The 13,955-nt window shown below is 73.0% G+C and carries 10 protein-coding genes; 8 read left to right on the plus strand and 2 right to left on the minus strand.

Annotated features, from left to right (window positions below; genetic code table 11):
• Positions 1 to 129: 129 nt before the first annotated feature.
• The 7 genes from AOJ26_RS33760 (at position 130) to AOJ26_RS33790 (ending at position 10,962) form a co-directional block, all read left to right on the plus strand.
• A complete protein-coding gene (locus tag AOJ26_RS33760; protein ID WP_053852179.1) occupies positions 130 to 792 on the plus strand; it encodes a response regulator in 663 nt (220 codons plus the stop codon).
• A 209-nt stretch (positions 793 to 1,001) separates the two neighbouring features.
• The gene (locus tag AOJ26_RS33765; RefSeq protein ID WP_053852180.1) at positions 1,002 to 2,831 is read left to right on the plus strand and encodes a gamma-glutamyltransferase family protein; all 1,830 of its coding nucleotides are present in this window, start codon (positions 1,002 to 1,004) and stop codon (positions 2,829 to 2,831) included.
• 194 nt (positions 2,832 to 3,025) lie between these two features.
• Positions 3,026 to 3,871 (plus strand): inositol monophosphatase family protein, encoded by an 846-nt coding sequence (locus tag AOJ26_RS33770; RefSeq protein ID WP_053852181.1) that lies wholly within the window; start codon positions 3,026 to 3,028, stop codon positions 3,869 to 3,871.
• Between the two features lie 185 nt (positions 3,872 to 4,056).
• Positions 4,057 to 5,469: a phytoene desaturase family protein gene (locus AOJ26_RS33775; protein ID WP_053852186.1), complete on the plus strand. Its 1,413-nt coding sequence runs from the start codon at positions 4,057 to 4,059 to the stop codon at positions 5,467 to 5,469.
• Positions 5,470 to 5,533: 64 nt separating this feature from the next.
• Positions 5,534 to 6,043, plus strand: a complete 510-nt coding sequence (locus AOJ26_RS33780; RefSeq protein ID WP_053852187.1) for an O-acetyl-ADP-ribose deacetylase — start codon at positions 5,534 to 5,536, stop codon at positions 6,041 to 6,043.
• 188 nt (positions 6,044 to 6,231) lie between these two features.
• Positions 6,232 to 6,855 carry a hypothetical protein gene (locus AOJ26_RS33785; protein WP_053852182.1) on the plus strand — a complete coding sequence of 208 codons (624 nt, stop codon included), beginning with the start codon at positions 6,232 to 6,234 and terminating at the stop codon, positions 6,853 to 6,855.
• A 249-nt stretch (positions 6,856 to 7,104) separates the two neighbouring features.
• Complete coding sequence (locus tag AOJ26_RS33790) at positions 7,105 to 10,962, plus strand: glycoside hydrolase family 2 TIM barrel-domain containing protein (protein WP_053852183.1); 3,858 nt, start codon at positions 7,105 to 7,107, stop codon at positions 10,960 to 10,962.
• 83 nt (positions 10,963 to 11,045) lie between these two features.
• Here the strand turns inward: AOJ26_RS33790 and AOJ26_RS33795 are convergent, their stop codons facing one another.
• Both AOJ26_RS33795 and AOJ26_RS33800 read right to left on the minus strand, forming a co-directional pair.
• Positions 11,046 to 12,182 (minus strand): MFS transporter, encoded by a 1,137-nt coding sequence (locus tag AOJ26_RS33795; protein ID WP_053852184.1) that lies wholly within the window; start codon positions 12,180 to 12,182, stop codon positions 11,046 to 11,048.
• Between the two features lie 13 nt (positions 12,183 to 12,195).
• On the minus strand, positions 12,196 to 12,558 hold the full coding sequence (locus AOJ26_RS33800; RefSeq protein ID WP_053852185.1) for an ArsR/SmtB family transcription factor: 363 nt from the start codon (positions 12,556 to 12,558) through the stop codon (positions 12,196 to 12,198).
• A gap of 57 nt (positions 12,559 to 12,615) precedes the next feature.
• On the opposite strand from AOJ26_RS33800, the gene AOJ26_RS33805 reads away from it, so the two are divergent.
• Positions 12,616 to 13,955, plus strand: a 1,340-nt coding sequence (locus tag AOJ26_RS33805; protein WP_199828896.1) for a heavy metal translocating P-type ATPase, incomplete at its 3' end; no start/stop codon positions are given.

Genomic DNA, 13,955 nt, shown 5'->3' on the forward strand with positions numbered 1-13,955 from the left:
CGGCATGCGCGAACGCGTCACGGCACGCGGCGGGAGCCGGCGCACGGGGCCGCGCGGGGAGGGCGGGTTCGCGGTGCGGGCGCAACTGCCGTTGGGCGCGGGGGAGTCGGTACGCGGGGAGGTGGGGGCGTGATCAGGGTGGCGCTCGTCGACGACCAGGCGTTGATGCGGGCCGGGTTCCGGGCCCTGCTCGACGCCGAGGACGGTATCGAGGTGGTCGGGGAGGCGGCCGACGGGGAGCGGGGTGTGGAGCTGGTGCGGGCGCAGGTGCCCGACATCGCGCTGATCGACGTGCAGATGCCGGTGATGACGGGCATCGAGGCGACCCGGCGGATCGCCGCGGATCCCGGGCTGGCCGGGGTCCGGGTGGTGATCCTCACCAACTACGGCGTCGACGAGTACGTCTTCGAGGCGCTGCGGGCGGGCGCGAGCGGCTTCCTGCTGAAGGACACCGAACCGGCCGACCTCCTCCAGGCCATCGAGGTGGTGGCCCGGGGCGAGGCGCTGCTGTCTCCCGCGGTCACCCGCACCCTGATCGGCGAGTTCGTCTCCCGTCCCCCGGACCGGTCCACCGCCCCCGGCCTGGAGTGCCTCACCCGCCGCGAGCGCGAGGTCACCGCCCTGGCGGCGCGCGGCCTGACCAACGAGGAGATCGCCGAGCACATGGTGATCAGCCCCCTCACGGCCAAGACCCACATCAGCCGCGCGATGACGAAGCTGGGCGCCCGGGACCGGGCCCAACTGGTCGTGTTCGCCTACGAGTCGGGCCTGGTGACGGCACGCGGCGCCTGATGTCCCGTGGCGGGCGTCCGCCCACGGCGGGCACAGGGCATCCGGCGCGGGCGGCTGCCCGGGGGTGACCGGCTGCCGGAGTGCGACCGGATGCCCGGGGACGGCCGGCTGCCGTGCAGGCTTCCCGGGGCGGTCGGTGGGGGATGAAAGGATCCGTGGACGTGACCGCCTCGGACCGGCCGAGGCGCGCCCGACCAGCGAGGTGAGAGATGTCGTTCACCACCCGGCCGACCCTCCAGGGCACCTTCGGCATGGTGTCCTCCACCCACTGGCTGGCCTCGCAGTCGGCGATGGCGGTCCTGGAGGACGGCGGCAACGCGTACGACGCGGCGGTGGCCGGTGCCTTCGTCCTGCACGTCGTCGAGCCGCACCTCAACGGGCCCGCCGGCGAGGTGCCGATCCTGCTCGCGCCCGCCGGGGGAGAGGTGCGGGTGCTGTGCGGCCAGGGCGTCGCACCGGCCGGGGCGACCGTCGCCCACTACAAGGGCCTGGGCCTGGACCTCGTCCCCGGCACCGGGCCCCTCGCCGCCGCGGTCCCCGGTGCCTTCGACGCCTGGATGCTCCTGCTCCGCGACCACGGCACCAAGTCCCTCGCCGACGTCCTCGCGTACGCCATCGGCTACGCCGAGGACGGACACGCGCCCGTGGAGAACGTCGGCGCGACCGTCGAGAGCGTACGGGAGCTGTTCGAGACGGAGTGGACCTCGTCGGCGGAGGTCTATCTCCCGGACGGACGGGCCCCTCGGCCCGGCGCGCTGTTCCGCAACCCCGCCCTCGCCGCCACCTGGAAGCGGCTGATCCGCGAGGTGGCGGGCGCGGGCGACCGCGTCGCGCAGATCGAGGCGGCGCGCGAGGTGTGGCGTACCGGATTCATCGCCGAGGCCCTCGTCCGGCAGGCGCAGCGCCCCACCATGGACACCAGCGGCTCGCGGCACACCGGCACGCTCACGGCCGCCGACCTCGCCGGCTGGTCCGCCGGCTACGAGGCGCCGGCCACGTACGACTGGAACGGCTGGACCCTGTGCAAGGCCGGCCCCTGGAGCCAGGGCCCGGTCCTCCTCCAGCAACTCGCCCTGCTGCCGCCCGAGTTGCCGCGGTACGGGTCCGCCGAGTACGTCCATCTGCTGGTCGAGGGCTGCAAGCTGGCCATGGCCGACCGGGAGGCCTGGTACGGGGATGCGGCCGAGGTGCCGCTGGGTGAACTGCTGTCGACGCGGTACAACGCGCAGCGGCGTGAACTCGTCGGCGACAAGGCCTCGTACGAACTGCGGCCGGGCAGCCCCGGCGGGCGGGAGCCACGGCTCAGCGCACACGCGCGCGTGGTCGTCACGGACGAACCCGGGTTCAGTCCGATGGGGGTCGGGGAGCCGACGGTCGCGAAGAACCCCACGTCCCCGGTGCCGGGCGAGCCCGAGACCGGTCCCGACGGCACCACTCGGGGCGACACCTGCCACCTCGACGTCGTCGACCGCTGGGGCAACATGGTCGCCGCGACCCCCAGCGGCGGCTGGCTCCAGTCCAACCCGGTCGTGCCCGAACTGGGCTTCCCGCTCGGCACCCGGCTCCAGATGACCTGGCTGGAGGAGGGCCTGCCGAACTCCCTCACCCCCGGCCGGCGCCCCCGCACCACCCTGACGCCCTCGATCGCCCTGCGCGGCGGGGTGCCCGTCCTGGCCTTCGGCACGCCCGGCGGGGACCAGCAGGACCAGTGGCAGCTCCACTTCTTCCTCGCCGTCGCCCTGCGCTCCCCGGTCCGCGGCGGCCTCGACCTCCAGGGCGCGATCGACGCCCCGAACTGGCACAACGACAGCTTCCCCGGGTCGTTCTACCCGCGGGGGATGCGGCCGGGCAGCCTCACGGTGGAGGCGCGGACGGACCCCGGGGTGGTCGAGGAGCTGCGGCGGCTGGGGCACGACGTGACGGTGGGGGAGCCCTGGTCCGAGGGGCGGCTGTGCGCGGTGGCCCGCGATCCGGAGACGGGGGTGCTGTCGGCCGCGGCCAATCCCCGGGGAATGCAGGGGTACGCGGTGGGGCGGTGACGGGAGCGGCGCCACGAGAGGCACCGGGCAAGGCGCGTAAGGCGCCGGGCGAGGCGCGATGACGGCTTGCCGACTTCGCATGGTCTGCCCCGGATCGCGCCACCGCCGACCCCGCACCCCGGTGTTCACGCCGATTCCAGCCGCGCGTCACCGGGCCGGTGGGGTTTGTCAGACCCGCGTGCTCTCATGGAGTCATGATCGAAGACACGGAAACCATCGACGAGTTTCTCGGCAGGCACGCGGGCGACGTGGAAGAGGCCGTGCGCAAGGCCGCCGCGGCCGAGGTCATGCCGCGCTTCCGGCGGCTCGCCGCGCACGAGGTCGACCAGAAGGCCGGCCCGCACGACCTGGTCACGGACGCCGACCGGCTGGCCGAGCAGTACCTCACCGAAGTGCTCGGCGCCCTGCTGCCCGGCTCCGTCGTGGTCGGCGAGGAGGCGGTCCACGCGAATCCGGCGTCGTACGAGGCGCTTCAGGGCGACACCCCGGTCTGGATCGTCGACCCCGTCGACGGCACCCGCCAGTTCGTGCACGGCGACCCCGGCTTCTGCATGCTGGTCGCGCTCGCGAGGAGCGGTGTCCTGCTCGCCTCCTGGACCTACGCGCCGGCCCGGGACCAACTGGCCACGGCGATACGCGGCCGGGGGGCGTTCCTCGACGGCGAGCGGCTGCACGCCGGTGCCCCGGACCCGGGACGCGACCTCCGAGTGGCCACCTCCCACCCGGACTACACGACGGAGGAGCAGAAGCGCGGCCTGCTGGGGCTGTGGACGGACGGCGTCGCACCGCGCCCGTGCGGCTCGGCCGGTCTGGAGTACCTCGCCGTCGCCCGGGGCGAGTCGGACGCCGTGGCGTTCACCTGGGAGGCGGCCTGGGACCACGCGGCGGGGCTGCTGCTGGTCGAGGAGGCGGGCGGCGCCCATCTGACCCGCACCGGTGAACCGTTCCGCGTCAGGGGCGGCAACACCCTTCCCTTCACCGCGGCCCGGGACGCGGCGACGGCCCGGAGGGTGCGGGGACTGCTGGCGGGCGGGGCGTGACACGACGGCCGGCCGGGGTGCACAGGCCCAGAGGAGCACGGGCGCGGACCTCACCCCCGGCGTCCGCGCCACCCCTTCCCCGAACGCCGCCCGCCGACTTACCCCCACGCCCAGGGACTGTCGGTCCCCCGGCATATCCTGATCCTCTGGCCATCGGCTGACGAAGGAGTCCGAAGGTGCCGTCGATGCTCGATGTGGTCGTGGTGGGTGCGGGGCCGAACGGACTGACGGCTGCCGTGGAGCTGGCCCGCCGCGGCTTCTCCGTCGCCGTCTTCGAGGCGCGCGGCACCGTGGGCGGGGGTGCCCGCACCGAGGAACTCACCCTCCCCGGCTTCCGGCACGACCCGTGCTCCGCCGCCCACCCCCTCGGCATCAACTCCCCGGCGTTCCGCGCGCTGCCCCTGGAGCGCTACGGCCTGGAGTGGCTGCACGCCGAACTGCCCATGGCGCACCCCTTCGCCGACGGCACCGCCGCGGTGCTGTCGAGGTCGGTCGCCGAGACGGCGGCCTCGTTCGGACCGCGGGACGCGGGGACGTACCGAAGGCTCGTCGAACCGTTCCTGCCCCAGTGGGACACCCTGGCCCGCGACTTCATGTCCCTGCCCGCGACCGCGCTGCCCCGCGACCCGGTCACCCTGGCCCGCTTCGGTCTCGCCGGCCTGCCCCCCTCGACCTGGCTGATGCGCCGCTTCCGTGACGAGCGCGCGAAGACCCTGTTCGCGGGACTCGTCGCGCATGTGATGGCCCCGCTCAGCGGCTTCGCCACCGGAGCCATCGGCCTGGTCTTCGCCCTGGCGGCGCACGCGCGCGGCTGGCCCGTCGCCCGCGGCGGCTCCCAGTCCATCTCCGACGCGCTCGCCGCGTACCTCAAGGACCTCGGCGGCACCGTCCACACCGACTACGAGGTCAAGCGGCTCGACGACCTTCCGCCCGCCCGCGCCTACGTCTTCGACACCTCGCCGACCGCCCTGGCACGCATCGCCGGCTTCGGCAACTACTACGAGGGCTACCGCTACGGCCCGGGTGTGTTCAAGGTGGACTACGCCCTCGACGGTCCCGTGCCGTGGACCGCGAAGGAGGCGAGGAGCGCGGGCACCGTGCAGATCGGCGCCGACAGCGCGGAGATCGGCACCGCCCTGCGCGCCGCGTCCCGGGAGGACCGCGCACCCGACAGGCCGTTCATGATCACCGTCCAGCCGAGTGTCGTCGACCCGGGCCGGGCCCCCGCGGGAAAGCACGTCTTCTGGGCCTACGGCCATGTCCCCAGCGGCTGGACCGGTGACCTCACCGACGCCATGGAGCGCCAACTGGAGCGTTTCGCCCCGGGTTTCCGCGACCGTGTACTCGCCCGTGCCACCGCGGGACCACCCGAACTGGCCGCCCGCAACGCCAACTACGTCGGCGGCGACATCGGCTCCGGTGCGGTCACCGGGCTCCAGATCATGCTGCGCCCCAGACTGTCCCTGTCGCCGTACGGCACCCCGCACCCGGCCGTCTTCATCTGCTCGTCGGCGACCCCGCCCGGGCCGGGAGTGCACGGCATGTCGGGCCACAACGCCGCGAAGGCCGTATGGCGCAGGCTGCGGCAGCAGACCTGAGGGGAGCAGGACCGGGACCGGGGCCGGGCCGCGCCCGGTGGGCCGAGCTGGAAGAGTGGTGGTCATGACCACCATCAGGCTCGTCCAGGGCGACATCACCCGGGAGAGCGCCGACGCGATCGTCAACGCCGCGAACTCCTCCCTCCTCGGCGGGGGAGGCGTCGACGGCGCCATCCACCGCCGGGGCGGCCCAGCGATCCTGGCGGACTGCCGCAGGCTGCGCGCCTCGCACTACGGCAAGGGACTGCCGACCGGAAAAGCCGTGGCCACCACCGCGGGCGACCTGGACGCGCGCTGGGTGATCCACACCGTCGGCCCCCGGTACAGCCACGAGGAGGACCGCTCTGAGCTGCTGGCCTCCTGCTACCGCGAGTCCCTGCGCGTCGCCGACGAACTGGGCGCCCGGACCGTCGCGTTCCCGGCCGTCTCCGCCGGCATCTACGGCTGGCCGATGGACGACGCCGCGCGGATCGCGGTGGAGACCGTACGGGAGACGGAGACCGCGGTGGAGGAGGTCAGGTTCGTGCTGTTCGACAAGCAGGCGTACGACGCGTTCGCGGGGCAGGTCGCCTGAGGCCGGAGGGCCCTACCCTGACGGCCCAACGCCCTCCGAACGCGGCAAACGGGGGAGCGCGAGGGAAAAGGGCCTGTTCAGAGCTGCCCCGAGGCGGTGGAGGGCGGGAAGCGAGCCCCGCAAGCGGTTGCGGGACACCTCGCGGCTTCTCACGGTGGCCCTACCAAGCACTTCGAAAGGACCCCCGCATGCGCCCCCTCGTCCCCCGCGGCCTCCTCCTGCCGTCCCTGGTCTGCGCCGCGCTGATCCTCGGCCCGGTCGGCACCGCGGCCGCCGCCGTCGACGCAGGCCGCGGCGCGTCGGACCCCGGTGTGGCCCGGACGGCCGCCACGCACACCACCGACGACGCGGACGCCCTAACGGACCGCCTCGACGCGCTGGACGGGCTGAACGCGCTGGACCACCTCGACACGCTCAACCGCCTCGACGTCCTGGACCGGCCCGAGCACGGCGGCCTCCTCCAGCCCCTCCGGCCCCTCCTCGACGCCGTCACCGACCTCGTCTCCCTGCGCGGCAGGAGCCTCGACACGAGCGAGGCGGCCGCCCGGGCGAAGGCCGTGGAGGCGGCCAACACCGAGGTCCGGGAAAGGCTGGCGCAGCGCCACGGCAGCGACCGGTCCCTCGCGGCGGCCGACCCGGTCTCCGACCTCCTGGACTCGCTCCAGTCCACCATCGACGACCTGCTCGAGTCGCTGACCTCGCTGGACGTCGGCGGTGTCCTGGGCGCGGTCACCGGCCTCCTCGGGTCCGTGGTCGGAACCGTCACCGGACTCCTCGGCGGCGGGCTGCCCACCTCGTCGGCGACCGGCTGACCCGACGGCACCTCGCCCCACCCACGGAATCCCCGAGAACCCCCACGGCACCCCCGCGTGAGCGCACGCGGGGGTGCCGCATGTCGTCATGTCCCCAGGACCCCACAAAGTCCGACAGGGTCATTGCCTCGCCCGGCTTCGGGATCTAGGTTGAGTCGCATCCTGTGCCTCAAAGTCACCAATAGCGCACAGGAATTGACGCTCCCTCAGTACGTACACCGCACTGTCGTCCCGAGGAAGGTTCCACCGATGCCCCATCCGTACCTGCCTGCCCCCATCAGCCGCAGGCGTCTGCTGGAGTCGGGGGCCGCCGTCCTCGGTGCCCTCGCCCTCTCCTCAGGCCCCCTGGCCGGCCGCGGCCACGCTGCGGAGGGCGCCCCGGAGTGGAACGGCGCCATCGACCTCTTCCGGGTCGGCACCGAGCCCCCGCACACCACCCTCATGCCGTACGCCACCGTCGGCCAGGCGCTCGCCGCCGACCGCACCCGCTCGCCGTACCGCGTGAGCCTCGACGGCACGTGGAAGTTCGCCTACGCCGACCGCCCCGGCGACCGCGACACCGACTTCTACCGCACCGACGTGGACGACAAGGACTGGGACTCCATCCCCGTTCCCTCGGTATGGCAGGTGCATGGCTACGACTTCCCGATCTACGTCAACATCACCTACCCCTGGTGGGGTCCCAACGGCCTCGGCGAGGAGGCCCAGCCGCCCGCCGCCCCCACCCGCTACAACCCCGTCGGCCAGTACCGGCGCACCTTCACCGTCCCGAAGGACTGGTCGGGGCGGCGGACCTTCCTGCACTTCGAGGGCGTCAAGTCCGCCCACTACGTGTGGATCAACGGCGAACTCGTCGGCTACCACGAGGACTCGTACACGCCCGCCGAGTACGACATCACCGCGCACCTCAAGCCGGGCACCAACCAGATAGCGGTCGAGGTCTACCGCTACTCCGACGGAGACTGGCTGGAGGACCAGGACATGATCCGGCTGAGCGGCATCTTCCGCTCGGTCTACCTGTACTCCACCCCGGCCGTGCACCTGCGCGACTTCAAGCTGGACACCCCGCTCGGCGACGACTACACCTCCGCCCAGCTCTCCGTCACCGCGAGCGTGCGCGACTACGGCGGCGGCAACGCGGGCCGCTACACGGTCGAGACCCAGCTCTACGACAGCGGCGGCCACGCGGTCTGGCCCCGGCCGCTCCAGCAGGCCGTGACCCTCGACGCCGGCGCCGAGACGACCGTACAGGCGTCGAAAGCCGTGCCTTCGCCGAAGCTGTGGTCGGCCGAGCACCCGAACCTGTACACCGCCGTCCTGCGGCTGCGCGATCCCGCCGGCAAGGTGATCGAGACACTCTCGCACCGGGTCGGACTGCGGGAGTTCGCGCTCAAGGACGGGCTGATGCGCATCAACGGCAAGCCGGTCTCCTTCCGCGGCACCAACCGCCACGAGATGCACCCCGACCGCGGCACCGCACTCACCCGCGCGGACCTCGTGAAGGACATCACGATCATCAAGCGGATGAACATCAACTCGGTCCGCACCTCGCACTACCCCAACAACCCGCTCTGGCTCGAACTCGCCGACGAGTACGGCCTGTACCTCGTCGACGAGACCAACCTGGAGACCCACGGCATCCGCGACGAGTACCCAGGCAACCACCCCGACTGGAGCGCGGCCTGCGTGGCGCGGGCCCAGAACATGGTGCACCGCGACAAGAACCACGCCTCCGTGGTCATCTGGTCCCTCGGCAACGAGGCGGGCGGGGGCAGCACGTTCGTGAACATGCGTGACTGGATCAAGTCGTACGACACCACCCGTGTCGTGCAGTACGAGGGCGACGACCGGCCCGCCGTCAGCGACATCCGCTCGGAGATGTACGAGAGCCCCGCCCGGGTGGAGCAGCGCGCCAAGGACACCTCCGACACCCGGCCGTACGTGATGATCGAGTACTGCCACGCGATGGGGAACTCCAACGGCAACTTCAAGAAGTACTGGGACATCGTCCGCCGCTACCCCGTCCTCCAGGGCGGCTGGATCTGGGACTTCGTCGACCAGTCCCTCACCGAGCCGGTCCCGGTGCGCCAGTTGCTGACGGAGAGCGGACCCGGTGCGCTGACGGGCGAAGTCCTGCCCGCCAGGGCCGGGTTCGACCGCGACAAGGGCGTCTCGGGCGGCACCGTCTTCGCCCGCGACGCCCGTCTCGACCTCACCGGTTCACTGACCCTGGAGGCCTGGTTCACCCCGAAGGTGACGGGCAACCACCAGCCGGTCATCGCCAAGGGCGACACCCAGTACGCGCTCAAGCAGTCCGGCAGGACACTGGAGTTCTTCATCTACGGCGGCGGGCAGTGGATCGCGGTCGGCTGGGCGCTCCCGGACGACTGGACGGGCCGGGAACACCATGTCGCCGGTGTCTTCGACGCGGCCGCGGGCACGCTGACCCTGCATGTCGACGGACAGGCCAGGGCGACCAGGACGACGGCACAGCGGCCCGGCAGCAACACCGCCCCGCTCGCGCTGGCCGTCGATGTCGACAACCCCACAAGGGAGTTCAGCGGCACGATCAGGAAGGCACGGGTGTACGCCCGTGCCCTGTCCGCCGCCGAACTGGCCTCCGACGGCCGCGGGCCCGGCGACGAGGGCGTGCGGTTCTGGTTCGACGCGGCGACCGTGAAGCTCGCCGAGAAGAAGCCCGCCCAGAAGACCTTCTTCGCCTTTGGCGGCGACTGGGGCGACAACCCCAACGACGGCGCCTTCGTCGCGGACGGCATCGTCACCGCCGACCGCGGCCACACCGGCAAGGCCGCCGAGGTCAAGCAGATCTACCAGGCGGTCAACGCGTCCTGGGCGGCGGACGGTTCGGTCAGGCTGACCAACGAACATCTCTTCACCGACCTGAGGGAGTTCGACGGCACCTGGACCCTGTCCGCCGACGGCAAGGTGGTGCAGCGCGGCAGACTGACCCGGGACCAGATGAAGCTGGCACCGCTGTCGAGCAAGAACATCACCGTCCCGTACAAGCTCCCGGGCACCCCCGCTCCCGGCACCGAGTACTTCCTGCGGCTCTCCTTCACCACCAGGGAGTCCACGCCCTGGGCGAAGGCCGGCTTCGAGGTGGCCAAGCAGCAGCTCGCCGTCGACGCGGACAGCCCGGCGGTGACGCCGGTACCGCTCGCGAAGGTCCCGGCACTGACGTACCGGGACGCCTCCGACCGGGTCACCGTCACCGGCAAGGACTTCTCCGTCACCGTCGACAAGGGCAGCGGCACCATCACGTCGTACCGGGCGCACGGCACCCGTCTGCTCACCTCGGGCCCCGTCCCGAACTTCTGGCGGGCGCCCACCGACAACGACCACGGCAACGGGCAGCACACCCGCAACCAGACCTGGCGCGACGCGGGCACGAACCGCAAGGTGACCGGAGTGAGCGTGCGGGCGCTCGGGGACCGGGCCGTCGAGATCAAGGTGAGCGGCACCCTGCCGACGACGACCGAGTCGGCGTACGGCACGACCTACACCGTCTTCGGCAACGGCGAGATCAAGGTGGACAACACCCTGCACCCCGGGGCGAGTTCACTGCCGTACATCCCGGAGGTCGGCACGATCCTGTTCCTGCCGCGCCGCCTGGACCGGCTGCACTACTACGGCCGCGGGCCCGAGGAGAACCACTGGGACCGCAACGACGGCACGGACGTGGGCCTCTGGTCCGGGACCGTCGCCGAGCAGTGGACCCCCTACATCCGTCCGCAGGAGAACGGCAACAAGACCGACGTCCGCTGGGCGGCCCTGACCGGTCCCGACGGCATCGGCCTGCTGGTCTCCGGTGAGCCCCTTTTGGAGGTCAACGCCTCGCACTTCACCCCGGAGGACCTGTCCAACGGGGTGCGCCACGACTACCAGCTCACCCCGCGCGACGCGGTCGTCCTCAGGGTGAACCACCGGCAGATGGGCGTCGGCGGCGACAACAGCTGGGGCGCGCACACCCACGACGAGTACAAGCTGTTCGCCGACCGGGACTACGCGTACACGTACCGGCTGCGGCCGCTGAGGGACGTGGGCGGGGCCACGGCGGCTTCGCGGCGGCCGACCGACACGGCCTGAGCAGTGCTCCGGACGGGCCGGGCCGTCGGACACCCGACGGCCCGGCCCTGGCCGGTCGCGCGCCTTCGGGTGCGGGCGAAGTCCTACCCGCGCCTGCGGAGGAGGCCCGCGGCCAGCACCGGCCCGCACGCCAGCAGCACCGCCAGCACCCCGTAGCCGTACGTCAGGGTCGCCGCCGCGGCCACTCCCGCGACCAGCAACGGCCCACCGGCGTCGCCGAGTTCACGCCCGAGCTCGGCCGCTCCCATCGTCTGGCCCAGCCGTTCCCGCGGAGTCGTCGCCGCGAGCGCGGCGAAGCCCAGGGGGGTGATCAGCCCCGTCCCGACGCCGATCAGCGAGGCGCCGAGGAGCACGCCCACGACTCCCGGCAGCATCGCGCAGCCCAGACCGGCCGCCGCCAGCAGCAATCCGGCGCCGAGCCCGCCCCGTACCGTGATCCGCCCCGCGTCCAACGCCCGCCCGGCACGCGGCTGTACGACCGCCGCGCAGGCCGCGAGCATCGACACCGCGGCACCCGTCGCCACCGTGCCGAGTCCCGCCGCGGCCCCCGACACGGGCAGGAAGCCCACGCCCACCGAGAGCGCGGCGGTGGCCCCGGCGAGCGCGGCCGCGGGGACCAGGAACACCGGGTCGGCCAGCCGCCGCGCCAGATCGAGAAGCGTCTGCCGGGCCCGGGGGAGCGGCGGCACCACGGGGACGACGACCAGCGCCCACACCGCCACGGCCGCGCCCAGCACCGCGAGCACCGTGAACAGCAGCCGGAGCCCGCCCGCCCACACCAGCACGCCGCCGAGCAGCGGGCCCAGGGTGTAGCCGACGGACTTGTGGAAGCCGTAGCTCCCGAAGGCCCGCCCGTGCCTGGCGGCCGGATTCAGCCGGGCCACCAGCGCGGACGCGGCGGGGGAGAAGGCGGAGGCCGCCGCACCCTGTCCCAGCCGCGCGGCCCACAGCCATCCGGGGCTGTCGGCAAGGGCGTAGAGCGCGGACGCGACGGCGAAGGCCACCAGTCCGCCCAGGAGCACCAGGCGGGCCCCGATCCGGTCGGCGACCGTGCCGAACAACGGCTTGAGGACGACCTCGGCACCGTCGTACAACGCGAGCAGACCGCCCAGCACGAGCAGGGAGGTGACCGCGTCCCCGGAGTCCGCGCCGAGGTTGGCGGCGATGCCGTGCGCGCCGAAGGCGGTGGTGAAGCCGGCCGCGTACAGCGGGGCCGTCACCCGCCGGGGCGGCTCACTCGGTGGCGTCACTGAGCCCGAGCCGCAGGTGCTCCACGTGGTACACGGCCTGGTCCAGCAGCTCGGCCACGTGGTGGTCGTGCAGCGCGTACACCACCGACCGGCCGCGGCGCTCACCCACGACCAGGCCCAGGTTGCGCAGCAGCCGCAGCTGGTGCGAGCACGCCGACTGCTCCATGCCGACCTCGGCCGCCAACTCCGTGGCCGGCAGCGGGCCCTCGCGCAGGCGGGCGAGGATCAGCAGGCGGGAGGGGGTGGACAGGGCCTGGAGGGTGGTGGCCACCTTGGCCACGTTCGCCGCGTCCAGACGTACCCGCTCGGCGGCTTCCTGCGCGGTGGTGACGGCTCCATGACCCATGGGCGGTATCTTACCCATCGCACATGAACAGATGAATGAGTCTTCATGTGTTCCTGTATGGTGGCTCGGGTGTCCACGACTCTCGCCCCCGTCCGTGTCCCCCCGTCCGCCCGCCCGGCGCCCCGCCGCACCCGGGTGCTCGCCCTGCCCGAGGCCCGCTGGGCGCTGGCGTCGACCCTCGCGTTCCTGCTCGCACTCACGCTGGACCTCGGCGGCCTGCCGTGGTGGGCCCACGGCCCGCTCTACGCGTTCGCCTACGCCGCAGGCGGCTGGGAACCGGCCCTCGAAGGACTCAGGGCGCTGCGCGGGAGGACCCTGGACGTCGACCTGCTGATGATCGTCGCGGCGCTCGGCGCGGCCGCGATCGGCCAGGTCCTGGACGGCGCCCTGCTGATCGTCATCTTCGCCACGTCCGGCGCCCTGGAGGCCCTGGCCACCGCCCGCACCGCCGACTCGGTGCGCGGTCTGCTCGACCTCGCGCCCACGACGGCGACCCGGGTCACCGAGAGCGGCGAGGAAACCGTCCCGACGAGCGAACTCAGCGTCGGCGACGTCCTGTTGATCCGTCCCGGCGAACGCATCGGCGCCGACGGCCGGGTCCTGGACGGCACGAGCGAGGCCGACCAGGCCACCATCACCGGCGAACCCCTCCCGGTCGTCAAGGGCCCCGGCGACGAGGTCTTCGCCGGCACCCTCAACGGCACCGGCGCGCTGCGCGTCCGCGTCGAGCGCGACCCCGCCGACTCCGTGATCGCCCGCATCGTGACCCTGGTCGAGGAGGCCTCCCGGACCAAGGCGCCGACGCAGCTCTTCATCGAGAAGATCGAGCAGCGGTACGCGGTGGCCGTCGTGGCCGCCACCCTGGCCGTGTTCGGCGTGCCGCTGCTGTTCGGCGCCGACCTCACGGACGCGCTGCTGCGCGCGATGACCTTCATGATCGTCGCCTCGCCGTGCGCGGTCGTCCTCGCGACCATGCCGCCGCTGCTGTCCGCCATCGCCAACGCCGGGCGGCACGGCGTCCTGGTGAAGTCGGCCGTCGCGATGGAGCGGCTCGGCGAGGTGGACGCCGTGGCCCTCGACAAGACGGGGACGCTGACCGAGGGGGCGCCGGAGGTCTCGCAGGTCAGGCCGCTGCCGGACTCGGGGCTCACGCCCGACGAGCTCCTCGCCCTGGCCGCCGCGGCCGAACTCCCCAGCGAGCATCCGCTCGGGCGGGCGGTGGTCCGGGCGGCCGGGGAGCGGGGGCTGCGCGTCGCGGAGGCACGGGACTTCGCGGCCGTGCCCGGGAGCGGGGTGACCGCGGTGGTCGCAGGGCGGGTGATCGGGGTCGGGCGGCCTGGCGACCTGCCGGGGGGCGTCCTTCGGGATGCCGGACCATCCGCTGGACCGGCATCCCG

The organism is Streptomyces sp. NRRL B-24085 (assembly GCF_001282115.1).
In the GTDB taxonomy this organism is placed as follows: Bacteria; Actinomycetota; Actinomycetes; order Streptomycetales; family Streptomycetaceae; genus Streptomyces.